General features: G+C 57.6%; 23 protein-coding genes. 4 read left to right on the forward strand and 19 right to left on the reverse strand.

Features of this window, described 5'->3' with window-relative positions; genetic code table 11:
- Positions 1-105 precede the first annotated feature (105 nt).
- The 19 genes from glmU to rpmH all read right to left on the reverse strand — a co-directional run bounded on the left by glmU (position 106) and on the right by rpmH (position 17575).
- Entirely contained in the window at positions 106-1473 is a 1368-nt protein-coding gene (gene glmU / locus HU811_RS01155) for a bifunctional UDP-N-acetylglucosamine diphosphorylase/glucosamine-1-phosphate N-acetyltransferase GlmU (protein ID WP_186653380.1), read from the reverse strand.
- 115 nt (positions 1474-1588) lie between these two features.
- Positions 1589-2014, reverse strand: coding sequence for a F0F1 ATP synthase subunit epsilon (locus HU811_RS01160; protein WP_060739915.1), 426 nt, complete (start codon positions 2012-2014; stop codon positions 1589-1591).
- Positions 2015-2059: 45 nt separating this feature from the next.
- Positions 2060-3436 carry a F0F1 ATP synthase subunit beta gene (gene atpD / locus HU811_RS01165; protein WP_092399611.1) on the reverse strand — a complete coding sequence of 459 codons (1377 nt, stop codon included), beginning with the start codon at positions 3434-3436 and terminating at the stop codon, positions 2060-2062.
- 27 nt (positions 3437-3463) lie between these two features.
- Positions 3464-4324 carry a F0F1 ATP synthase subunit gamma gene (atpG, locus tag HU811_RS01170; RefSeq protein ID WP_092399613.1) on the reverse strand — a complete coding sequence of 287 codons (861 nt, stop codon included), beginning with the start codon at positions 4322-4324 and terminating at the stop codon, positions 3464-3466.
- 50 nt (positions 4325-4374) lie between these two features.
- Positions 4375-5919, reverse strand: a complete 1545-nt coding sequence (gene atpA / locus HU811_RS01175) for a F0F1 ATP synthase subunit alpha (protein ID WP_025216279.1) — start codon at positions 5917-5919, stop codon at positions 4375-4377.
- Between the two features lie 21 nt (positions 5920-5940).
- Complete coding sequence (locus HU811_RS01180; RefSeq protein WP_047230096.1) at positions 5941-6477, reverse strand: F0F1 ATP synthase subunit delta; 537 nt, start codon at positions 6475-6477, stop codon at positions 5941-5943.
- A 12-nt stretch (positions 6478-6489) separates the two neighbouring features.
- Positions 6490-6960: a F0F1 ATP synthase subunit B gene (locus tag HU811_RS01185; protein ID WP_047230097.1), complete on the reverse strand. Its 471-nt coding sequence runs from the start codon at positions 6958-6960 to the stop codon at positions 6490-6492.
- Positions 6961-7018: 58 nt separating this feature from the next.
- A complete protein-coding gene (gene atpE / locus HU811_RS01190; protein WP_003097235.1) occupies positions 7019-7276 on the reverse strand; it encodes a F0F1 ATP synthase subunit C in 258 nt (85 codons plus the stop codon).
- Positions 7277-7408: 132 nt separating this feature from the next.
- Positions 7409-8278 (reverse strand): F0F1 ATP synthase subunit A, encoded by an 870-nt coding sequence (gene atpB / locus HU811_RS01195; protein ID WP_092399617.1) that lies wholly within the window; start codon positions 8276-8278, stop codon positions 7409-7411.
- A 16-nt stretch (positions 8279-8294) separates the two neighbouring features.
- Positions 8295-8702, reverse strand: coding sequence for a F0F1 ATP synthase subunit I (locus HU811_RS01200; RefSeq protein WP_047230099.1), 408 nt, complete (start codon positions 8700-8702; stop codon positions 8295-8297).
- Between the two features lie 148 nt (positions 8703-8850).
- Positions 8851-9723, reverse strand: coding sequence for a ParB/RepB/Spo0J family partition protein (locus HU811_RS01205; RefSeq protein WP_003207098.1), 873 nt, complete (start codon positions 9721-9723; stop codon positions 8851-8853).
- Between the two features lie 9 nt (positions 9724-9732).
- On the reverse strand, positions 9733-10530 hold the full coding sequence (locus tag HU811_RS01210) for a ParA family protein (protein ID WP_003187199.1): 798 nt from the start codon (positions 10528-10530) through the stop codon (positions 9733-9735).
- Positions 10531-10548: 18 nt separating this feature from the next.
- Complete coding sequence (gene rsmG / locus HU811_RS01215) at positions 10549-11184, reverse strand: 16S rRNA (guanine(527)-N(7))-methyltransferase RsmG (RefSeq protein ID WP_186653481.1); 636 nt, start codon at positions 11182-11184, stop codon at positions 10549-10551.
- A 5-nt stretch (positions 11185-11189) separates the two neighbouring features.
- Positions 11190-13082, reverse strand: coding sequence for a tRNA uridine-5-carboxymethylaminomethyl(34) synthesis enzyme MnmG (gene mnmG / locus HU811_RS01220; protein WP_186653383.1), 1893 nt, complete (start codon positions 13080-13082; stop codon positions 11190-11192).
- Positions 13083-13643: 561 nt separating this feature from the next.
- A complete protein-coding gene (gene mnmE / locus HU811_RS01225) occupies positions 13644-15014 on the reverse strand; it encodes a tRNA uridine-5-carboxymethylaminomethyl(34) synthesis GTPase MnmE (protein ID WP_186653384.1) in 1371 nt (456 codons plus the stop codon).
- A 79-nt stretch (positions 15015-15093) separates the two neighbouring features.
- Positions 15094-16779, reverse strand: a complete 1686-nt coding sequence (gene yidC, locus HU811_RS01230) for a membrane protein insertase YidC (protein ID WP_186653385.1) — start codon at positions 16777-16779, stop codon at positions 15094-15096.
- Positions 16780-16781: 2 nt separating this feature from the next.
- Positions 16782-17027 (reverse strand): membrane protein insertion efficiency factor YidD, encoded by a 246-nt coding sequence (gene yidD / locus HU811_RS01235; protein WP_010465488.1) that lies wholly within the window; start codon positions 17025-17027, stop codon positions 16782-16784.
- Positions 17020-17424, reverse strand: a complete 405-nt coding sequence (gene rnpA, locus HU811_RS01240; RefSeq protein ID WP_047230119.1) for a ribonuclease P protein component — start codon at positions 17422-17424, stop codon at positions 17020-17022. The genes yidD and rnpA overlap by 8 nt, the downstream gene beginning before the upstream one ends.
- 16 nt (positions 17425-17440) lie before the next feature.
- The gene (rpmH, locus tag HU811_RS01245) at positions 17441-17575 is read right to left on the reverse strand and encodes a 50S ribosomal protein L34 (RefSeq protein ID WP_003213577.1); all 135 of its coding nucleotides are present in this window, start codon (positions 17573-17575) and stop codon (positions 17441-17443) included.
- Positions 17576-18144: 569 nt separating this feature from the next.
- Here rpmH and dnaA point away from each other — a divergent pair.
- From dnaA to gyrB, 4 genes are read left to right on the forward strand one after another with little or no spacing between them, the layout of a single operon-like run.
- Positions 18145-19665 (forward strand): chromosomal replication initiator protein DnaA, encoded by a 1521-nt coding sequence (gene dnaA / locus HU811_RS01250; RefSeq protein ID WP_092399625.1) that lies wholly within the window; start codon positions 18145-18147, stop codon positions 19663-19665.
- 39 nt (positions 19666-19704) lie between these two features.
- The gene (dnaN, locus tag HU811_RS01255; RefSeq protein WP_007903001.1) at positions 19705-20808 is read left to right on the forward strand and encodes a DNA polymerase III subunit beta; all 1104 of its coding nucleotides are present in this window, start codon (positions 19705-19707) and stop codon (positions 20806-20808) included.
- 20 nt (positions 20809-20828) lie between these two features.
- A complete protein-coding gene (gene recF / locus HU811_RS01260; protein ID WP_047230105.1) occupies positions 20829-21932 on the forward strand; it encodes a DNA replication/repair protein RecF in 1104 nt (367 codons plus the stop codon).
- 5 nt (positions 21933-21937) lie between these two features.
- Entirely contained in the window at positions 21938-24355 is a 2418-nt protein-coding gene (gene gyrB / locus HU811_RS01265; protein WP_047230120.1) for a DNA topoisomerase (ATP-hydrolyzing) subunit B, read from the forward strand.
- The last annotated feature ends 8 nt before the right edge of the window (positions 24356-24363 follow it).

Below are 24363 nucleotides of genomic sequence, written 5' to 3' on the forward strand. Positions count from 1 at the left end.
GTGGGAGCGGGCTTGCTCGCGAAAGCGCCGTGTCAGGCGGTACTGGATTACCTGATACACCACTTTCGCGAGCAAGCCAGCTCCCACAGAGGATCTGTGGATAACTTAGCTTTTCTTGATCTTTACCGGGCGCTTCCAGCCATCGATGTTGCGCTGCCGCGCACGGGCCACAGCCAGTTGGGACTTATCCACATCCTGATTGATGGTTGAACCTGCTGCGGTATTTGATCCATCACCGATAGTCACCGGTGCAACCAGCGAATTATTGGAGCCGATGAACACGTCCTCACCAATAGTCGTCTGATACTTATTGGCGCCGTCGTAATTGCAGGTGATGGTACCGGCGCCAATGTTGGTGCGTGCACCAATTTCAGCGTCACCCAGATAGGTCAGGTGACCGGCCTTGGCGCCTTCGCCCATGTGGGCATTCTTGAGCTCGACGAAGTTACCCACATGGGCGCGGGCTTCCAGCACGGTACCCGGACGCAGGCGAGCAAATGGGCCAGCGTCGCTGCCTTCGCCCATCACGGCGCCTTCGAGGTGACTGTTGGCCTTGATCACCACCCCTTTGCGCAGGGTGCTGTCCTTGATCACACAGTTCGGGCCAATGACCACGTCGTCCTCAATGATGACCTTGCCTTCGAGGATAACGTTGATGTCGATGACCACATCGCGGCCGACGCTGACTTCACCGCGCACATCGAAACGGGCCGGGTCGCGCAGGGTCACGCCCTGCGCCATCAGGCGGCGGGCGGCGCGCAATTGATAGTGACGCTCCAGTTCAGCCAGTTGCCGGCGATCGTTGGCGCCCTGCACTTCCATGGCATCCTGCGGCTGCTCGGTGGCGACCACCAGCCCATCGTTGACAGCCATGGCAATCACATCGGTCAGGTAGTACTCGCCCTGGGCATTGTTGTTCGACAAACGACTCATCCAGTCGCCCAGTCGCTCAGCCGGCACGGCAAGGATCCCGGTGTTGCCTTCGGTGATCGCGCGCTGGGTTTCGTTGGCGTCCTTTTGCTCGACAATCGCTGTCACCTGGCCGTCGGCGTTGCGCACAATGCGGCCGTAACCAGTGGGGTCGTCCAGCTCGACGGTCAACAGGCCCAATTGCTGGGGAGCAGCGTGCTTGAGCAGACGCTGCAAGGTATCGACTTCAATCAGCGGAACGTCGCCGTAGAGAATCAGTACCGTATCGGCGGTAATAAATGGCACCGCCTGGGCCACCGCGTGGCCGGTCCCCAGTTGTTTATCCTGCAGGACAAAATTAAGGTCATCCGCCGCCAGGCGCTCACGCACAGCATCCGCCCCGTGGCCGATCACCACGTGAATGCGCTGTGGATCAAGTTGCCGGGCGCTGTGGATAACATGACCGAGCATGGAGTTGCCGGCCACCGGGTGCAATACCTTGGGCAGCGCCGAACGCATGCGAGTGCCTTGACCCGCCGCGAGGATAACGATTTCGAGAGACATGACTGGCTACCAATCCTGGGTGGTCAGCGGCTGCGACCAGATGATGAGTGTCGGGAAAAGAAAAAAGGGTAGCCGAGGCTACCCTTTTTAATCAATCGCACAGAAAGCAGACGGCTTAGCCGCCGAACTTCTTGCGGATCTGCTGGACGGTGCGCAGCTGAGCTGCGGCCTCGGCCAGACGTGCGGCAGCAGAACCGTAGTCGAACTCCGCGCCCCGCTCGTGCAAAGCCTTCTCGGCAGCCTTGACGGCTTCCTGAGCAGAGGCCTCGTCCAGGTCGGCGGCACGTTGCACGGTGTCGGCAAGGACCTTGACCATGTTCGGCTGAACCTCGAGGAAACCGCCGGAGATGTAGAACACCTCCCTTTCCCCGCCCTGCTTGGTCAGAGTAATCGGACCTGGCTTCAAGCTGGTGATCAGCGGTGCGTGACCCAGGGCGATACCAAGATCACCCAGCTCACCGTGCGCAACCACAAACTCGACCAGACCGGAGAAGATTTCCCCTTCCGCACTGACGATATCGCAATGGACTGTCATAGCCATCTGATTGCCTCAACCTAAATTAGCGCCCGTTGCCGGGCGCCGGGATTACAGTTTCTTGGCTTTCTCGATCGCTTCTTCGATGCCGCCGACCATGTAGAACGCTTGTTCTGGCAGGTGGTCGTAGTCACCGTTGAGGATGCCTTTGAAGCCAGCAATGGTGTCTTTCAGGGAAACGTATTTACCCGAGGCACCGGTGAAGACTTCAGCCACGAAGAACGGCTGCGACAAGAAGCGCTGGATCTTACGAGCGCGGGATACCAACTGCTTGTCGGTTTCCGACAGCTCGTCCATACCCAGGATCGCAATGATGTCCTTCAGCTCTTTGTAGCGCTGCAGCACATACTGAACGCCGCGAGCGGTGTCGTAGTGCTCTTGGCCGATCACGTTCGGGTCCAGCTGACGCGAAGTCGAATCCAGTGGATCTACCGCTGGGTAGATACCCAGGGAAGCGATGTCACGGGACAGAACGACGGTGGCGTCCAAGTGGGCGAAGGTGGTCGCTGGCGACGGGTCGGTCAAGTCGTCCGCCGGTACGTATACCGCCTGGATCGAGGTGATCGAACCTTCCTTGGTCGAAGTGATACGTTCTTGCAGAACGCCCATCTCTTCAGCCAGGGTCGGCTGGTAACCTACTGCCGAAGGCATACGGCCCAGCAGTGCGGATACTTCAGTACCGGCCAGGGTGTAACGGTAGATGTTGTCGACGAACAACAGTACGTCGTTACCTTCGTCACGGAACTTCTCGGCCATGGTCAGGCCGGTCAGGGCTACGCGCAGACGGTTTCCCGGCGGCTCGTTCATCTGACCGTAAACCAGTGCCACTTTGTCCAGAACGTTGGAATCCTTCATCTCGTGGTAGAAGTCGTTACCCTCACGAGTACGCTCACCCACACCGGCGAACACGGAATAACCGCTGTGCTCGATGGCGATGTTACGGATCAGTTCCATCATGTTTACGGTCTTGCCCACACCGGCACCACCGAACAGACCGACTTTACCGCCCTTGGCGAACGGGCAAACCAGGTCGATAACCTTGATGCCGGTTTCCAGCAGGTCGTTGCCGCCAGCCTGTTCAGCGAAGGATGGCGCAGGACGGTGAATGCCCCAACGCTCTTCGGTGGCGATCGGGCCAGCTTCGTCGATCGGATTGCCCAGTACGTCCATGATCCGGCCCAGGGTCGCTTTACCGACCGGTACGGAGATGGCAGCGCCAGAGTCAATCACGTCCAGACCGCGCTTCAAGCCTTCGGTGGAACCCATCGCAATGGTACGAACCACGCCGTCGCCCAGCTGCTGCTGAACTTCCAGAGTGGTTTCCGCGCCTTGTACTTTCAGCGCGTTGTAGATGCTCGGTACGCTGTCGCGTGGAAATTCCACGTCGATAACGGCGCCGATGATTTGAACGATACGTCCGCTACTCATAGCTGGATCCTCTGAATATTTGAACCGTTAAACCGCGGCAGCGCCGCCGACGATTTCCGAGATCTCTTGGGTGATCGCAGCCTGACGCGCCTTGTTGTAGATCAGCTGCAAATCACTGATCAGATCACCGGCGTTGTCGGTAGCGTTCTTCATCGCGATCATCCGCGCCGCTTGTTCAGCTGCGTTGTTCTCGACCACCGCCTGGTAAACCTGCGACTCCACGTAGCGGACCATCAAGCCGTCAAGCAGCTCTTTGGCATCCGGTTCGTAGAGGTAGTCCCAGTGGTGCTTGAGTTCCTGTTCCGGGGTCGCCACCAGTGGAATCAACTGCTCCACGGTAGGCTGTTGCGTCATGGTGTTGATGAACTTGTTGGATACCACGGACAGGCGGTCAATACGGCCTTCCAGGTAAGCATCCAGCATCACCTTGACGCTGCCGATCAGATCATTGATCGACGGCTCTTCACCCAGGTGGCTGATAGCTGCAACGACGTTACCGCCGAAGTTGCGGAAAAAAGCCGCACCCTTGCTACCAATCACGCACAGATCGATCTCGACGCCTTGTTCACGGTTTACAGCCATGTCCTTGACCAGGGCCTTGAACAGGTTGGTGTTCAAGCCACCGCACAGACCACGGTCACTGCTCACCACAACGTAACCGACGCGCTTGATGGCGCGCTCGATCATGAACGGGTGGCGATATTCCGGGTTGGCGTTGGCCAGATGACCAATTACCTGGCGGATGCGCTCCGCGTAAGGACGGCTAGCAGCCATGCGCATTTGTGCCTTGCGCATTTTGCTGACCGCCACTTTTTCCATGGCGCTGGTAATCTTTTGCGTGCTTTTGATGCTCGCAATCTTACTGCGAATCTCTTTTGCGCCTGCCATGTAACACCTATCAGGTTAGCAAGCGGGAGCCTTGCGACTCCCGCTGCGGCTTACCAGGTTTGGGTGGCCTTGAACTTCTCGATACCGGCTTTCATGCCAGCGTCGATTTCGTCATTGAAGTCACCCTTCACGTTGATCTTCGCCATCAAATCGGCGTGATCGCGGTTGAAGTAAGCAATCAGCGCTTGTTCAAAGCTGCCGACCTTGGCGATTTCGACGTCAGTCAGGAACCCACGTTCAGCGGCATACAGCGACAACGCCATGTCAGCAATCGACATCGGAGCGTATTGCTTCTGCTTCATCAGCTCGGTAACGCGCTGACCATGCTCAAGTTGCTTACGGGTCGCTTCGTCCAGGTCAGACGCGAATTGGGCGAATGCCGCCAGTTCACGGTACTGAGCCAGAGCGGTACGGATACCACCGGAGAGCTTCTTGATGATCTTGGTCTGAGCGGCACCACCCACACGGGATACCGAAACACCGGCGTTCACAGCAGGACGGATCCCGGAGTTGAACATGGCCGATTCCAGGAAGATCTGACCGTCGGTGATGGAAATCACGTTGGTCGGAACGAACGCGGAAACGTCGCCAGCCTGGGTTTCGATGATCGGCAGTGCGGTCAGGGAACCGGTTTTGCCGGTCACTGCGCCGTTGGTGAACTTCTCTACGTACTCTTCCGAAACGCGGGATGCGCGCTCCAGCAGACGGGAGTGGAGATAGAACACGTCGCCTGGGTAAGCTTCACGGCCTGGTGGACGGCGCAGCAGCAGGGAGATCTGGCGGTAAGCCACTGCCTGCTTGGACAGATCGTCATAAACGATCAGCGCGTCTTCACCGCGGTCGCGGAAGTATTCGCCCATGGTGCAACCGGAGTACGGTGCCAGGAACTGCAGCGCAGGAGATTCCGAAGCACTGGCAGCCACGATGATCGTGTTGGCCAGGGCGCCGTTTTCTTCCAGCTTGCGAACCACGTTGGCGATGGTCGATTGCTTCTGACCGATTGCCACGTAGACGCAGAAAATGCCGCTGTTCTTCTGGTTGATGATCGCGTCGATCGCCAGAGCGGTTTTACCGATCTGACGGTCACCGATGATCAGCTCACGCTGGCCACGGCCGACAGGGATCATGGCATCGACAGCCTTGTAGCCAGTCTGTACAGGCTGGTCTACCGACTTACGCCAGATCACGCCTGGAGCAACTTTCTCGACCGCATCGGTCTCGGTGTTGTTCAGCGGACCTTTGCCGTCAACTGGGTTACCCAGTGCGTCGACTACGCGACCCAGCAGTTCCTTACCAACCGGAACTTCGAGGATGCGGCCGGTGCACTTGGCGCTCATGCCTTCAGCCAGAGACGTGTACGCGCCCAATACCACGGCACCTACAGAGTCTTGCTCCAGGTTGAGGGCCATACCGTAGACGCCGCCCGGAAACTCGATCATCTCGCCGTACATGACGTCGGCCAGACCGTGAATCCGCACGATGCCGTCAGATACGCTGACGACAGTGCCTTCGTTACGGGCTTGGGAGGTCACATCGAGCTTGTCGATGCGGCCCTTGATAATTTCACTTATTTCGGAAGGATTGAGTTGCTGCATTGCTCTGCTGCCCCTTCAAACTCAAGATTTCAATGCTTCGGCAAGTTTCGCGATTTTGCCGCGAATCGAGCCATCGATAACCAGGTCACCGGCGCGGATAACGACACCACCAATCAAGGCAGGGTCTTCCGTAACGTCCAGACGCACTTCCCGGTTGAGTCGTGCACTGAGAACCTTGGCGAGTTTGTCTTGCTGTTCTTGGTTCAATGCAAAAGCACTGGTCACTTCCACGTCTACCGACTTCTCTTGCTCGGCCTTGTACAGGTCGAAAAGAGCGGCGATCTCCGGCAGAAGCGGGAGACGGTCGTTTTCGGCAACGACGTGAATGAAATTCTGTGCCTTGGCATCGAACTTGTCGCCGCACACGTCAATGAACGTGGCGGCCTTTTCTGCGCTCGTCAGTCGCGGGGCCTTGAGCACGCGCTGCATGGTGTCATCTTGTGACACCGCTGCTGCCAGGCCGAGCATGGCTGACCAATTGGCCAGTTGCTGGTGGGCCTGAGCGTGCTCGAAGGCCGCCTTAGCGTAAGGTCGGGCCAACGTGGTCAGTTCTGCCATGATCGCCCTCGCTTAAATTTCAGCAGCCAGTTTGTTTACCAGCTCTGCGTGCGCGTTTTGATCGATTGTGGCACCCAGGATCTTCGAAGCACCGCCAACAGCCAGGGCACCCACTTGGGCACGCAGGGCGTCTTTGACGCTGTTCAGTTCCTGTTCGATCTCGGCTTGAGCCTGAGCCTTCACACGGTCAGCTTCGACGCGAGCCTGTTCACGGGCTTCGTCGACAATCTGGGTACCGCGTTTCTTGGCTTGCTCGATGATTTCAGCTGCCTGAGCTTTCGCTTCGCGCAGTTGCTGACCCACTTTCTCATGGGCCAACTCCAGGTCGCGAGCTGCACGGCTGGCAGCGTCCAGACCATCCGCGATCTTCTTTTGACGTTCGTGCAATGCCGCAATGACCGGAGGCCATACGAACTTCATGCAGAACAGTACAAAAATCAGGAACGCAACGGACTGGCCAATCAGGGTCGCATTAATGTTCACGCCAACACCTCGCAGTTACGTTGTCCATCACACCAATCTACTCGAGACATCCGAGTAATCAGCCAGCGATTTGACCAACGAACGGGTTCGCAAAGGTGAAGAACAGAGCGATACCAACACCGATCATGGTCACGGCGTCGAGCAGACCAGCCACGATGAACATTTTAACTTGCAGCATTGGAACCATTTCTGGCTGACGCGCGGCGCCTTCCAGGAACTTGCCGCCCAGCAGGCCGAAACCAATTGCGGTACCCAGTGCGCCCAGGCCGATCAACAGTGCAACAGCGATAGCGGTTAGACCAACTACAGTTTCCATCTTTCCTCCCGACTTTTACGTCGTATGGTTTAGGTTTTTTAGATTAAAGCGGTAAAACAAATCGTTTCATCAAGCCCGTTCGGGCCCCTTCCCGTGTGACCGGGAAGGACATCAGACTAGTCGAGACTGGCCTTAATGGTTTTCTTCGTGCGCCATCGACAGGTAGACGATGGTCAGCATCATGAAGATGAACGCCTGCAGGGTGATGATCAGGATGTGGAACACAGCCCACGCCCACTGCAGAACTACACCCAGGCCGCTGAGCCAGAGCAGACCGCTGCCGAACATCACGGCGATCAGGATGAACACCAGCTCGCCGGCATACATGTTGCCGAACAGACGCAGGGCCAGGGAGATCGGTTTGGCGATCAGGGTCACGAACTCCAGCAGGAAGTTCACCGGGATCAGCAGGGCCTGAACGAAAATGTTCTTGCTGCCGAACGGGTGCAGGGTCAGTTCGCCGATGAAGCCGCCGATGCCCTTGACCTTGATGCTATAGAAAATGATCAGTGCGAAAACCGAGAACGCCATGCCCAGGGTCGCGTTCGGGTCGGTAGTCGACACGGCGCGGAACGGGATGTGCGAATCGCCGGAGATCAGGATGGCCAGCTGAGGAATCCAGTCGACCGGTACCAGGTCGATGGCGTTCATCAGGAACACCCAGACGAAGATGGTCAGTGCCAGCGGTGCGATCACCGGGCTACGGCCATGGAAGCTGTCTTTCACGCTGCCATCGACGAATTCGACCAATACTTCAACGAAGTTCTGCAGTGCACCAGGCTGACCGGAAGTCGCCTTCTTCGCCGCCATGCGGAAAAGAAGTACGAAGATCAGACCCAGTGCGACCGACCAGCCGAGGGTATCGACGTGGAAGGCCCAGAAGCCCATTTCCTTGGCTTCTGCTGCGGTGTGAGCAAAGCCCCAGCCGCCATTGGGTAGCTGCCCGAAGGTCAGGTTCTGCAAGTGGTGCTGGATATAGCCCGAAGCGGTTGTCTCTGCCATGGTTGCCTCAAACGCCCTAAGGTCTCGAAAGTCTTGTTCTCATTAGCAGGGGAGCGAACCAGCTAACCAGTTGGGTCAGCACGAAGACGCTGAATACAGCCAGCGGCGCCAGTGGCTTCACACCTGCGAACGTCAATGCAAACAGCACTGCCGTCAAAATCAGTTTCCCCGCCTCACCGGCATAAAAAGACCGGACGATGGCTTGGGCTGCTCGGGCGCCGGAAAACCGAAATGCCCTGTGAGCGAAATAAATATTGGGAAGCAAGGCTATCAGGCCTCCGCAAAGCCCTGAGTATCCGGCGACGACTCCCTTCCATTGCCAGAGCGCCAAAGCAGCGATCAGTACAACGACGAATTGGGTCATCAACACCGGGAAAACAGCCAGACGATGGAACGGCAAGCGGTTTGGCGTGCGTGTTTCCATCGCTTTTGCTCTCCAATGATCGGCCGCCATAATTCAATAACTTGGCATAATTTGTGCCGACAAAATGCGCGCAGAGTATAGGGGCGGTTCTGCCCCTATTCAACTGCCAGGTAGTGATTTCCGACTGCGCGCTACAAGAGCAATTGTTTCAGCGAATGTGCGCAAGGACACCTTGCAGCTCATCGAGGGAGTTATAACCGATCACCAATTGCCCTTTGCCCTTCTTGCCGTGGCGAATCTGCACCGCAGAGCCTAGGCGCTCGGCCAGGCGCTGTTCCAGGCGTGCGATATCCGGATCGGTTTTCGGTGCTTCGACAGGTGCCGGTTTACCACTGAGCCACTGACGAACCAGTGCCTCGGTCTGGCGCACGGTCAGACCTCGTGCGACAACGTGTCGCGCCCCTTCAACCTGTTGATTTTCCGGCAAACCGAGCAATGCCCGGGCGTGACCCATCTCCAGATCACCATGGGACAGCATGGTCTTGATGACTTCCGGCAACGCAATCAGGCGCAACAGGTTAGCCACGGTCACGCGGGATTTACCTACCGCCTCGGCGACCTGCTGTTGAGTCAACTGGAATTCCTGCTGCAAACGCTGCAGGGCCACAGCCTCTTCGATCGGGTTAAGGTCTTCTCGCTGGATATTCTCGATCAGCGCCATGGCGATGGCGGTTTCATCCGGTACATCGCGGACCATCGCCGGAATGGTTTCCTGGCCGGCCTGCTGGCTGGCGCGCCAGCGGCGTTCGCCGGCGATGATCTCGAAGCGCCCGTTGGCGATCGGCCGAACCACGATCGGCTGCATCACGCCCTGGCTCTTGATCGACTGGGCGAGCTCTTCCAGCGCCTGCGGATCCATGTCCCGACGCGGCTGATACTTGCCGCGCTGGATCAGGTCCAGGGGCAAGTGTTGCAGCTCGCGCTGATCGACTTGTACGGCCTGCTCTTCCAGCGAACTGACAGTGGGGCCACTGAGCAGTGCATCCAGTCCACGTCCGAGACCTCGTTTCTTGACGGCCATGGGGTTTCCTTAAGTTGGCTGGGCAGCAGCGGTGCGTGGGTTTCGGCGCTGACGGCGAACCATCTCGCCCGCCAGGGCCAGGTAGGCCAACGCACCCCGGGATTGTTTGTCGTAGGCCAAGGCCGGCATACCGTAGCTCGGCGCTTCGGCCAAACGGATGTTACGCGGAATGACCGTGTCGTAGAGCTGCTCGCCGAAATGTTCCTTGAGCTGGGCTGATACATCGTTCATCAGGCTCAGGCGCGGGTCATACATCGTCCGCAGCAGGCCCTCGACTTTCAGCTCCGGGTTCAGCAGTTCGGCAATGCGCTTGATGTTATCCACAAGGTCGCTTAACCCTTCGAGGGCGAAGTACTCGCACTGCATGGGGATAATCACCCCATCGGCGGCCACCAGGGCGTTGAGGGTCAGCATCGAAAGCGACGGTGGGCAGTCGATCAGGATGTAATCGTAATTTTCCCGAATCGGCGCCAAGGCGCTGCGCAAGCGGCTTTCCTTCATCTGCATTTCCAGCAGAACCACTTCGGCCGCCGTCAGGTCACGGTTGGCCGGCAGCAGTTGATAACCGCCGTGTTCGGAGAAATGCATGGCCTGGCCCAGATCGCATTCGCCGATCAGGACATCGTAAATGGAGTTTTCCAGGCCATGTTTATCCACACCGCTACCCATGGTGGCGTTGCCCTGTGGATCGAGATCGATCAGCAACACCCGGCGCTTGGTCGCGACCAGGGATGCTGCGAGGTTGATACAGGTGGTGGTTTTACCCACACCACCCTTCTGGTTCGCTATCGCGAATACCTTAGCCATTGTTGCTTGTATTCCCAATCATGCCGTGCGGCGCAGTATCAGCAGATGGCGTTGGCCTTGGCAACCGGGTACGGCCAGGGCGTGTTCGCTATCGAGGTGGAAGTCCGCCGGCAATGCTACCAGCTCATCGGCCGGATGAACGCCCTTCATTGCCAGCCAGCGCGTATCGGCATCGCCCAGGTGGCGAGTCCAGTTGCTGAAGTTCTCCATGCTGCTGAATGCCCGGGAGATTATCCCGTTGAAGGGCTGGACAGGCTGGAACGCTTCGACACGGCTGTGGATAACTTGCAGGTTATCCAGTTTGAGTTCGAGTTTGACCTGGGTCAGGAAGCGGGTTTTCTTGCCGTTGCTGTCCAGGCAGGTCACTTGCGAGCCAGGAAACAGGATCGCCAGCGGGATGCCCGGCATGCCACCGCCACTGCCGACATCGAGCCAGCGACCGTCTTCGATGAAAGACATGACGCTGAGGCTGTCGAGCAGATGCCGGGAGACCATTTCATCCGGATCACGCACGGCGGTCAGGTTGTAGGCCTTGTTCCATTTGATCAACAGGGCCAGATAGCTCAGCAGTTGCGCGTGCTGGGCTTCGGTCAGGCTGACGCCGAGCTGACGGGCACCTGTGGATAACTCTTCGGCGTGTTGCGAGGTGACCATCGAACTCAAGCGCTTTGCTCCAACTGACGGCCCGCGCCGCGTTTTTTCAAATGAATCATCAACAGGGAAATCGCCGCCGGGGTCACACCGGGGATGCGCGAAGCCTGACCCAGAGTCTCAGGGCGAGTAGCACCGAGCTTGCTCTGGATTTCCTTCGACAACCCGGAAATGCCCGTGTAATCGATATCCACAGGCAGTTTCGTATCTTCACTGGCGCGCAGTCGGGCGATTTCGTCCTGCTGACGGTCGATGTAGCCGGCGTATTTGGTCTTGATCTCAACCTGTTCGGCCACTTGCGGATCCTGCGCGCCTTGACCGGTCACTTCCACCAGACCGGCATAATCGATTTCCGGGCGGCTCAACAAGTTGAGCAAGTTGTATTCGTGGGTCAGCGGTGTGCCGAATTTGGTCGCGATGGCATCGCCCTGCTCGGTACCGGGACGAACCCAAGTGCTTTTCAGCCGCTGTTCTTCCAGCTCGATACTCTCGCGTTTCTTGCAGAACGCGGCCCAGCGAACGTCATCGACCAGCCCCAGCTCACGACCTTTCTCGGTCAGGCGCAGGTCAGCGTTGTCTTCACGCAGGATCAGGCGATATTCGGCACGGGAGGTGAACATCCGATACGGCTCCTGGGTACCCAGGGTAATCAAATCATCCACAAGCACACCGATGTACGCCTCATCGCGGCGCGGGCACCAGCTGTCTTTGCCCTGGGCGCGCAGCGCGGCGTTGGCGCCAGCCAGCAGGCCTTGGGCACCGGCCTCTTCGTAACCGGTGGTGCCGTTGATTTGTCCGGCAAAGAACAGACCGCCGATGACTTTGGTTTCCAGGCTGTACTTCAGGTCCCGCGGGTCGAAGTAATCGTATTCGATGGCATAACCCGGACGAACGATGTGGGCGTTTTCCATGCCGCGAATCGATTGGACGATCTGCAGTTGCACGTCAAACGGCAGAGAGGTGGAAATCCCGTTCGGGTACAGCTCGTGCGTCGTCAGGCCCTCGGGTTCGATGAAGACCTGATGGCTTTCCTTGTCGGCAAAACGATGGATCTTGTCTTCGATCGATGGGCAATAACGCGGGCCGATACCTTCGATCACGCCGGAATACATTGGCGAGCGATCCAGGTTGGCAGCAATGATTTCGTGAGTGCGGGCGTTGGTATGGGTGATCCAGCAGCTCACCTGTTTCGGGTGCTGCGCTTTGGAGCCCATGAACGACATGACCGGAATCGGCGTATCGCCCGGCTGCTCGGTCATCACCGAGAAATCCACAGACCGGCCATCGATGCGCGGTGGCGTACCGGTTTTCAGGCGACCGACACGCAACGGCAGCTCACGCAGACGCTGAGCCAGTGCGATTGAGGGTGGATCACCTGCGCGACCGCCGGAATAGTTCTGCATGCCGATGTGGATAAGTCCACCGAGGAAAGTCCCGGTGGTCAGCACCACGGAATCAGCGAAGAAGCGCAGGCCCATCTGGGTCACAACACCGCGCACCTGGTCCTGCTCGACGATCAGGTCATCGGCTGCCTGTTGAAATATCCACAGGTTCGGCTGGTTTTCCAGGATTTCGCGGACAGCGGCCTTGTACAGGACACGGTCGGCCTGGGCACGAGTAGCCCGCACGGCCGGGCCTTTGCGGCTGTTCAATACACGAAACTGGATGCCACCTCTATCGGTAGCCATGGCCATCGCCCCGCCAAGGGCATCGATTTCCTTGACCAGGTGGCTTTTGCCAATCCCACCAATGGCAGGGTTGCAGCTCATGGCGCCGAGGGTTTCCACGTTATGCGTCAGCAACAGGGTTTTAGCCCCCATGCGTGCTGATGCAAGTGCTGCCTCGGTACCGGCATGACCGCCGCCGATGACGATCACTTCAAAACGGGAAGGGAAATCCACCACGCACCTCGTGCCTGCTTAATTCAGGTAATTCGGAAAATAGGTTTGAGCCTGGCTTTGGGCGTTTTTCGAGCCAGGTCGGCAAGTATAGGGACTTCCCCTTTCCTAAAGAACCCTTTGCACAAAATTTAACCAGCTGTGGAGAAGTCGAGGTTAAAGAAATTAAAAAGAAAGAAATTTATAAAACCTTTGTTTTTATGTTTATTCTTACTGACCCGCATTTCTGTGGATAAATCTCTGTAGGCCTTTATATTCAATATGTACAGAGATTCAAAACCCTGTGATCAGGTACGGCTGAGGGGCTTGGATAACCGGTGTAAGCCTGTGGATGAATGGGATGGTTATCCACAGAGGCCGTTATCTTCAGTTTTGAAGGGGGTTTATCAACTGAGCTCAGGGTCAGTTATTCACAGGGCTTAATCCGTCGAAAAATTGGCTTTTGATCCAGGCACCGCCCACAGGCAAGCCGCCATGCAGGGCAATCGTTCCAGAAAAGGGGAGAAAACCGGCTGTATGGACTCGTTATAGGGTCGATAGCAGCCCGGTTCTTGAGGGATTGGGTTACTTACCGATGCAGAAGCTGGAGAAGATTCGACCCAGCAGGTCATCAGAGCTGAAGGCCCCGGTAATTTCCCCGAGAGATTGCTGGGCCTGACGTAAATCTTCGGCCAGTAGCTCACCGGCGCCGGCGAGGGTCAGTTGCGCGCGACCGTGCTCCAGCGCCGCGCTGGCATGGCGCAACGCCTCAAGGTGCCGACGGCGGGCGCTGAAGCTGCTTTCCGATGTCTGCTCGTAACCCATGCAGGCCTTCAAATGTTCGCGCAGCAACTCCAGTCCCATATCCGCGGATTTCGCGCTAAGGCTAATGGTGACGTGGCCATCGGCGCTGACCTCCAGGGTCACGGGTTCCCCGGACAGGTCGGCCTTGTTACGAATCAGCGTGACTTTCGAAGGGTCAGGCCGGGTTTCCAGAAACTCTGGCCACAAAGCGAAAGGATCATCCGCTTCCGGGGCCGTGGCATCGACCACCAACAACACGCGGTCAGCCTCGCCAATGGCTTTGAGCGCACGCTCCACGCCTATTTTTTCCACATGGTCGTCGGTATCGCGCAGGCCGGCCGTGTCGACCACATGCAGGGGCATGCCATCGATGTGGATATGTTCGCGAAGAATATCCCGGGTGGTGCCGGCGATCTCGGTGACAATCGCGGCCTCACGGCCTGCCAAGGCGTTGAGGAGGCTGGATTTGCCGGCATTTGGCCTTCCTGCGATCACCACCGTCATACCATCGCGCAACAGGGCGCCTTGCCCGGCTTCGCGCAGTACTGTGGATAACTCATCGCGGACTTTATCGAGCATGCTCAGCACGTGACCATCGGCGAGAAAGTCGATTTCTTCCTCAGGAAAGTCGATCGCTGCCTCGACGTAGATCCGCAGGCCGATCAGTTGCTCGGTGAGGTTATGCACACGCTGGGAAAAAGCGCCCTGCAGGGAACGCAACGCATTGCGCGCAGCCTGTGCAGAACTGGCTTCGATCAAATCAGCGATGGCTTCGGCCTGGGCCAGGTCGAGCTTGTCATTGAGGAATGCGCGTTCGCTGAACTCGCCTGGCCGTGCAAGACGACACCCCAGTTCAAGGCAACGCTTGAGCAACATGTCCAGGACGATCGGACCACCATGGCCTTGCAGTTCCAGCACATCTTCGCCGGTAAACGAGTTGGGACCGGGAAAATACAAAGCCAGGCCTTCATCGAGCACCTGCTGGTCATCACTGAAAAAAGGGCCGTAGTGAGCAAACCGCGGTTTGAGTTCTCGACCGCTGATGGCCTTGGCCGCAACGCTGGCCAAAGGTCCCGAAATACGGACGATGCCGACTCCGCCGCGACCTTGGGCAGTTGCAACGGCGGCGATGGTTTCACGAGGTGCGCTCATAAACCGGTATCCAGACAAAAGTGGCAGATAGCAAAACGCCCCACTAGGGGGCGTTTTGTGTGGTTATCCACAGAGCAAGTTACGCCTCGGCTTTTTTCGCAGCCGCTTCGATCTTACGCGTGATGTACCACTGCTGGGTAATCGACAACACGTTGTTCACAACCCAGTACAGCACCAGGCCCGCAGGGAACCACAGGAAGAAGAAGGTGAAGATGATCGGCATCATCTTCATGACCTTCGCCTGCATAGGGTCCGGAGGCGTTGGGTTCAGCTGCTGCTGAATGAACATGGTTGCGCCCATGATGATCGGCAGGATGAAGAACGGATCCTTGATCGACAGGTCGGTAATCCACAGCATGAACGGTGCCTGACGCATCTCCACGCTTTCCAGCAGCACCCAGTACAGCGCCAGGAACACAGGCATTTGGACAAGAATCGGCAAGCAACCACCCAACGGGTTGATCTTCTCTTTCTTGTACAGCTCCATCATGGCCTGGGACATTTTCTGCCGGTCATCGCCATGTTGTTCTTTCAGGGCGGCCAGTTTCGGTGCCACTGCGCGCATGCGAGCCATGGATTTGTAACTGGCAGCCGACAATGGGAAGAAGATCCCCTTGATCAGCATGGTCAGGAAGATGATCGACCAGCCCCAGTTACCGACGATGCTGTGGATATGTTGCAGCAGCCAGAAGATTGGCTGGGCAATAAACCACAGGAACCCGTAGTCCACGGTCAGTTCCAGACCTGGGGACAACTCTTTCAACACCGCTTGGCTTTTTGGACCGGCATACAAAATGGCGCTGGTTTCGACGGTTGCACCAGGTGCAGCGGTCAATGCCGGGCCGGTATAACCGACGATGTAGTTGCCTTTGCTGTCTTTGCGCGTCTGGACGACGTTGTTCTCGCCTTTCTGCGGGATCCAGGCGGTTACAAAATAGTGCTGCAACCAGGCAACCCAGCCACCTTGGACGGTTTCCTTGAGCTGCGCTTTGTCCATATCTTTCATGGACACTTTTTTGTAAGGCTCCGAACTTGTCCACAGGGCAGCGCCCAGGTAAGTCGCGGTACCGGTGGCGGTGCTGGAGGAAGGATCATCGCTGGCGTCACGCTTGAGCTGCGCGAACATCGCACCAGACCAAGGCTGTGCGCTCTGGTTGTCGATCAGGTAGGAAACGGTCACGTCATACAGGCCACGTTTCAAAGTGAAACGCTTGATGTAATTGACGCCGTCCTTGCTGAACTTCAGGTCCACGATCAATTGGTCCTGACCGTCAGCCAGTTGATAAGTCTTCTTCTCGGAGGAGTAAACCGGGCGGCCGGCCGGGTTTGCATCCGGGCCGTTGGTGCCGATCAGACCACTTTGGGCCAGATAGGTCCGCTCATTGCCATTATCGAACAGCTGGAATGGAATTTCCGGGTGGTCCTGGCGGCGCGGATACAACGGCAGCTTCAACTGAGCAACGTCACCACCTTGTGGATCTATTGCCAGCTCAAGCACGTCCGTCTTGATCTGGATCAGATCCTTGCTTGCAGCCACAGGGGCTTCGGCAGGAGCAGTGGTATCGTTTGCCGCGCGCGGGATGTCGTCATTGCTGGCGGTATTATTGCCAGTGGTGGTGTCCGGCAAGCTCGGTGCGGTGGTATTGCTGGCTGCAACATTCTGAGTCGGCAGGGCAGCCTGGCCATAGTCCTGGTTCCATTTAAGAACCATTACGTAGGACACGATTGCCAGGGCGACGATCAGGATCGTGCGTTTGATATCCATGATTACTCGGCCATCGAAGAAGAACGGGAGGTAGGGATAGGCGGAACCGGGTCATAACCGCCGGGATTCCACGGATGACAGCGACCTAAACGACGAAAGGTCAGCCAGCCACCGCGCAGAAGGCCATGATTTTCTATGGCTTCATACGCGTAGCAAGAACAACTGGGGTAGAAACGACAGTGACTGGCCATCAGGGGACTAATGGCGTAGCGATAAAACTGGATCGGAACGAGTGCCAGTTTACGCATCGGGACTGTCTACCCCTACAGTTTCGGTGTTGACTGCTGGCGGTGCAGGCTTGTTACGAGCCAAGCGCTTCCAGAGTTTGCCGAAATGCTGAATCAATTCGGGGTTTTCTACGTCACCCAAACCTTTGCGCGCGACGATAACAATGTCCCAACCGACCAGTGAATCCTGGTTCAGGCGAAACGATTCGCGCATCAGACGTTTGAGGCGATTGCGCTGAACGGAGAGCTTGACGCTCTTTTTCCCGATAACCAGCCCTAGTCGGGGGTGATCGAGATCGTTGCTGCGCGCAAGGAGCAGGAGATTTTTCCCCGGAACCTTGCCGGTAGGGGAGTCAAAGACTGCCTTGAAATGCCGGGGTGTAAGCAGACGCTTTTCCCGACTGAAGTCCTGACTCACCTCCAGTGCCGGATTATCAAACTGCCAGACGCGCACGACCTTTGGCGCGGCGACGCGACAGGACGGCACGACCGTTCTTGGTAGCCATGCGAGCACGGAAACCGTGGGTACGAGCGCGTTTGATAGTGCTTGGTTGGAAAGTACGTTTCATGTCGTGTTACCTGGGTTCGTCCACAACGGGCCGGAATGGCCCCCGTTTTAAGAGACCGGGGATTCTAGAGAAAGCAAGCCTCTAGGTCAATTTCCAACCAGCGTTTACTTGAAATAGATGTCCCGCCTGGATAGCGGCTTCATCTCAGACCTCCAGATATAGAAATAAAAAGAAGGGGATTATTTAAAGCTTTTCTGTAAAGCTTATAAAAGCAAGGCTGGCATGTGTCTGTGGATAACCGTGCAGAGCCCTTGTATTACGCCATGTACAGAGAATGACAACTACAGGGGAAAACGGTGTTCAGCCTGTGCTGCGCTGTCGGATAAGCTGTGTGTGGAATGGCCAGTTATCCACAGGACGGTTATCCACCGAGTTCAACCCCCACTTGTGCAACGACCTTAGGGGAGGTTATCCACAGACCTTATCCACCGACCGCCTGTCGTCTTGCTCTAGGTTAAGGCATTGATAAATCATGGTGGATGAGCAACCTGCATGTGGATAAGTGGACGTCCGCTCGCTACAATGGCCGCTTGTTTTTGCCTCACCGGCTTTCAACTTAGGGGATATCCGTGTCAGTGGAACTTTGGCAGCAGTGCGTGGAGCTTTTGCGCGATGAGCTGCCTGCCCAACAATTCAACACTTGGATCCGTCCGCTACAGGTCGAAGCCGAAGGCGACGAGTTGCGCGTCTACGCACCGAACCGTTTCGTTCTTGACTGGGTCAACGAAAAGTACCTGGGGCGGGTCCTTGAGCTGCTTGATGAGCATGGCAATGGCATGGCGCCTGCGCTGTCCTTATTAATAGGCAGCAAACGCAGCTCGACTCCGCGCGCGGCCCCCAACGCCCCGTTAGCCGCAGCGGCCTCCCAGGCCCAGGCTGTCGCGGCGCCGGTTAACCATGCCGCACCGGCCCCCACGCCGGCACCGAGCAAGCGTAATGCACAAAAAGTGGCCGAAGTCAGCGAGGAGCCCTCACGGGACAGCTTCGACCCAATGGCCGGCGCCAGCTCCCAACAAGCTCCGGTGCGCGCTGAACAACGCACCGTCCAGGTCGAAGGCGCGCTCAAGCACACCAGTTACCTGAACCGCACCTTCACCTTCGAGAACTTTGTTGAAGGCAAGTCCAACCAACTGGCGCGAGCGGCAGCCTGGCAGGTCGCCGACAACCCCAAGCATGGCTACAACCCGCTCTTCCTTTATGGTGGCGTAGGCTTGGGTAAAACCCACTTGATGCACGCGGTGGGTAACCACTTATTAAAGAAGAACCCGAATGCCAAGGTCGTGTACCTGCATTCCGAGCGTTTCGTGGCCGACATGGTCAAGGCGCTGCAACTGAACGCGATCAACGAGTTCAAGCGTTTCTACCGTTCGGTGGATGCTTTGCTGATCGACGACATTCAGTTCTTCGCCCGCAAGGAACGCTCCCAGGAAGAGTTCTTCCATACCTTCAATGCGTTGCTTGAAGGCGGGCAGCAGGTCATTCTTACCAGTGACCGCTACCCGAAAGAAATTGAAGGTCTTGAAGAACGTCTCAAGTCGCGTTTTGGCTGGGGCCTGACGGTTGCCGTCGAGCCGCCGGAGCTGGAAACCCGGGTGGCGATCCTGATGAAGAAGGCTGATCAGGCCAAGGTCGAACTGCCTCACGACGCCGCATTCTTCATTGCCCAGCGTATCCGCTCGAACGTCCGTGAGCTCGAAGGTGCCCTCAAGCGGGTCATCGCTCATTCGCACTTCATGGGCCGCGACATCACCATCGAGTTGATTCGCGAGTCCTTGAAGGATTTGTTAGCGCTCCAGGACAAGCTGGTTTCTGTGGATAACATTCAGCGCACTGTCGCTGAATACTACAAAATCAAGATATCCGACCTGCTTTCCAAACGCCGTTCGCGTTCGGTGGCTCGCCCGCGTCAGGTGGCGATGGCCTTGTCCAAGGAGCTGACCAACCACAGTCTTCCGGAAATCGGCGACGTGTTTGGCGGACGCGACCACACCACGGTGTTGCACGCCTGTCGTAAGATCAACGAACTTAAGGAATCCGACGCGGACATCCGCGAGGACTACAAGAACCTGCTGCGAACACTGACCACTTGATGACCACCAGCGCAGCTTATTAAGGCAAGGGACTAGACCATGCATTTCACCATTCAACGCGAAGCCCTGTTGAAACCCCTGCAACTGGTCGCAGGCGTCGTCGAACGCCGCCAGACCTTGCCGGTACTTTCCAACGTGCTGCTGGTTGTCGAAGGCCAGCAATTGTCGCTGACCGGTACCGACCTGGAAGTCGAGCTGGTCGGTCGTGTACAGCTTGAAGAACCGGCCGATCCGGGTTCCATCACCGTGCCGGCGCGCAAGCTGATGGATATCTGCAAAAGCCTGCCCAACGATGCGCTGATCGACATCAAGGTCGATGAGCAGAAGCTCGTGGTCAAGGCCGGTCGCAGCCGTTTCACCTTGTCGACGCTGCCGGCCAACGACTTCCCGACTGTGGAAGAAGGCCCTGGCTCGCTGACTTGCAGCCTCGAGCAAAGCAAATTGCGCCGTTTGATCGAACGCACCAGCTTCGCCATGGCGCAGCAGGACGTGCGTTACTACCTCAACGGCATGCTCCTGGAAGTGTCCGCCGGTATCATCCGTGCCGTCGCCACCGACGGTCACCGTTTGGCCATGTGCTCGATGCAGGCCGATATCGGTCAGCCAGACCGCCACCAAGTCATCGTCCCGCGCAAAGGTATCCTGGAATTGGCGCGCCTGCTGACCGAGCCGGACGGCAATGTCAGCATCGTATTGGGCCAGCACCATATCCGCGCCACAACGGGTGAGTTCACCTTCACCTCGAAGCTGGTCGATGGCAAGTTCCCTGACTACGAGCGTGTGCTGCCAAAAGGCGGCGACAAGCTGGTCCTGGGTGACCGCCAGGCGCTGCGCGAGGCGTTCAGCCGTACCGCGATCCTGTCCAACGAGAAGTACCGCGGCATTCGTCTGCAACTGGCCAACGGTCAGCTGAAAATCCAGGCGAACAACCCTGAGCAGGAAGAAGCGGAAGAAGAAGTAGGCGTTGAATACAACGGCGGCTCTCTGGAAATCGGCTTCAACGTCAGCTACCTGCTCGACGTACTGGGCGTGATGACCACTGAGCAAGTGCGTCTGATCCTGTCGGACTCCAACAGCAGTGCGCTGGTGCAGGAGTCCGATAACGACGACTCGGCCTACGTTGTCATGCCGATGCGTCTGTAATCATGCCCAGCAGAAGCTAGATGTCCTTAAGTCGCGTCTCGGTCACCGCGGTGCGCAATCTGCACCCGGTGACCTTCTCCCCTTCCCCCCGCATCAATATCCTTTACGGCGCTAACGGCAGCGGCAAAACCAGCGTTCTGGAAGCTGTTCACCTGCTGGGGCTTGCTCGTTCGTTTCGCAGCACCCGTCTGTTACCAGTCATCCAATACGATCAGTTGGCCTGCACCGTGTTCGGACAGGTGGAGCTGGCGCAAGGCGGTCACAGTGCCTTGGGGATATCACGGGACCGGCAAGGCGAATTCCAGATCCGCATCGATGGGCAGAATGCCCGCAGCGCCGCGCAACTGGCGGAGATCCTACCGTTGCAATTGATTAACCCGGACAGTTTCCGCTTGCTGGAGGGCGCGCCGAAGATTCGTCGACAGTTTCTCGACTGGGGCGTGTTCCACGTGGAACCGCGTTTCATGGCCACTTGGCAGCGCTTGCAGAAGGCGCTGCGCCAGCGAAATTCCTGGCTGCGGCATGGTACACTTGACGCCGTTTCGCAAGCGGTTTGGGACAGGGAACTGTGCCAGGCCAGCGCTGAAATAGATGAATACCGCCGCGCTTACATCAAAGCCTTGAAACCGGTCTTCGAGCAGACCTTGAGCGAACTGGTTGAGCTTGAGGGCCTGACGCTCAGCTATTACCGAGGCTGGGACAAGGACCGGGAACTGAGCACCGTGCTGGCTGGTTCGCTGCAGCGGGACCAGCAGATGGGCCATACCCAGGCTGGACCGCAACGCGCTGACCTGCGGCTTAGATTGGGCGCACATAATGCCGCGGACATCTTGTCCCGGGGACAGCAGAAGTTGGTGGTGTGCGCATTGCGTATTGCCCAGGGCCATTTGGTCAGCCAGGCTCGGCGCGGTCAGTGTATTTATCTGGTGGATGACTTGCCGTCCGAATTGGACGAAGCCCACCGCCGCGCGCTCTGCCGCTTGCTGGAAGACTTACGCTGCCAGGTTTTTATCACCTGTGTAGATCACGAATTATTGAGGGAAGGCTGGCAGACGGAAACGCCAGTCGCTCTGTTCCACGTGGAACAGGGCCGTATCACCCAGACCCACGACCATCGGGAGTGAAGGCATTGAGCGAAGAAAATACGTACGACTCAACGAGCATTAAAGTGCTGAAAGGCCTGGATGCCGTACGCAAACGTCCCGGTATGTACATTGGTGACACCGACGATGGCAGCGGTCTGCACCACATGGTGTTCGAGGTGGTCGACAACTCCATCGACGAAGCCCTCGCCGGTCATTGCGATGACATCAGCATCATTATCCACCCGGATGAGTCCATCACTGTTCGTGACAACGGTCGTGGCATCCCGGTAGACGTACACAAGGAAGAAGGCGTTTCCGCAGCCGAGGTCATCATGACCGTGCTGCACGCCGGCGGTAAGTTCGATGACAACTCCTACAAGGTTTCCGGCGGTCTGCACGGCGTAGGTGTATCGGTTGTGAACGCACTGTCCGAAGAGCTTGTCCTTACTGTTCGCCGCAGTGGCAAGATCTGGGAACAAACCTACGTCCACGGTGTGCCTCAGGCGCCGATGGCCATCGTAGGCGACAGTGAAACCACCGGCACCCAGATTCACTTCAAGGCTTCCAGCGAAACCTTCAAGAACATCCACTTCAGCTGGGACATCCTGGCCAAGCGGATTCGTGAACTGTCCTTCCTCAACTCCGGTGTCGGCATCGTCCTCAAGGATGAGCGCAGCGGCAAGGAAGAGCTGTTCAAGTACGAAGGCGGTCTGCGTGCATTCGTTGAATACCTGAACACCAACAAGACTGCGGTGAACCAGGTGTTCCACTTCAACGTCCAGCGTGAAGATGGCATTGGCGTGGAAATCGCCCTGCAGTGGAACGACAGCTTCAACGAGAACCTGTTGTGCTTCACCAACAACATTCCACAGCGCGATGGCGGTACTCACCTGGTGGGTTTCCGTTCGGCGCTGACCCGTAACCTGAACAACTACATCGAACAGGAAGGCCTGGCGAAGAAGCATAAAGTCGCCACCACCGGTGACGATGCCCGTGAAGGCCTGACGGCGATCATTTCGGTGAAAGTGCCGGATCCGAAGTTCAGTTCCCAGACCAAGGACAAGTTGGTGTCTTCCGAAGTGAAGACCGCGGTCGAACAGGAAATGGGCAAGTACTTCTCCGACTTCCTGTTGGAAAACCCCAACGAAGCCAAGCTGGTGGTCGGTAAGATGATCGACGCCGCCCGCGCCCGTGAAGCCGCGCGCAAGGCCCGTGAGATGACCCGCCGCAAAGGTGCGCTGGATATCGCCGGCCTGCCGGGCAAACTGGCCGACTGCCAGGAAAAGGACCCTGCCCTGTCTGAACTGTACCTCGTGGAAGGTGACTCTGCTGGCGGTTCCGCCAAGCAGGGTCGCAACCGCCGCACCCAGGCTATCCTGCCGCTCAAGGGCAAGATCCTGAACGTCGAGAAAGCGCGCTTCGACAAGATGATCTCCTCGCAGGAAGTCGGCACGCTCATCACTGCGCTGGGCTGTGGCATCGGCCGCGATGAGTACAACATCGACAAGCTGCGTTATCACAACATCATCATCATGACCGACGCCGACGTCGACGGTTCGCACATCCGCACCCTGTTGCTGACGTTCTTCTTCCGTCAGTTGCCGGAGCTGATCGAGCGCGGCTACATCTATATCGCCCAGCCTCCGCTGTACAAGGTCAAGAAAGGCAAGCAAGAGCAATACATCAAAGACGACGACGCCATGGAAGAGTACATGACTCAGTCGGCCCTGGAAGATGCGAGCCTGCACCTGAACGAGGAGGCTCCAGGCATTTCTGGCGAAGCTCTCGAACGTCTGGTTAACGACTTCCGCCTGGTGATGAAGACCCTCAAGCGTCTGTCGCGCCTGTACCCACAGGAGCTGACCGAGCACTTCATCTACCTGCCGGCTGTCAGCATGGAACAGCTGTCCGATCACGCTGCAATGCAGGATTGGCTGGCCCAGTACGAAGTTCGTCTGCGTACCGTCGAGAAGTCTGGCCTGGTGTACAAAGCCAGCCTGCGTGAAGACCGTGAGCGTAACGTCTGGCTGCCAGAGGTCGAACTGATCTCCCACGGCCTGTCGAACTACGTCACCTTCAACCGCGACTTCTTCGGCAGCAACGACTACAAGACCGTCGTCTCCCTGGGCGCGCAACTGAGCACCCTGTTGGACGAAGGCGCGTACATCCAGCGTGGTGAGCGCAAGAAAGCCGTCACCGAGTTCAAGGAAGCCCTTGAGTGGCTGATGGCCGAAAGCACCAAGCGCCACACCATCCAGCGCTATAAAGGGCTGGGTGAAATGAACCCGGACCAGCTGTGGGAAACCACCATGGACCCGGGCTCGCGCCGGATGCTGAAAGTCACCATCGAAGACGCCATTGGCGCGGACCAGATCTTCAACACCCTGATGGGTGATGCGGTCGAGCCTCGTCGTGACTTCATCGAAAGCAATGCGTTGGCGGTGTCTAACCTGGATTTCTGATCCGGCCA

Origin of the sequence: Pseudomonas tehranensis (assembly GCF_014268615.1) — a bacterium.
GTDB lineage: Bacteria > Pseudomonadota > Gammaproteobacteria > Pseudomonadales > Pseudomonadaceae > Aquipseudomonas > Aquipseudomonas tehranensis.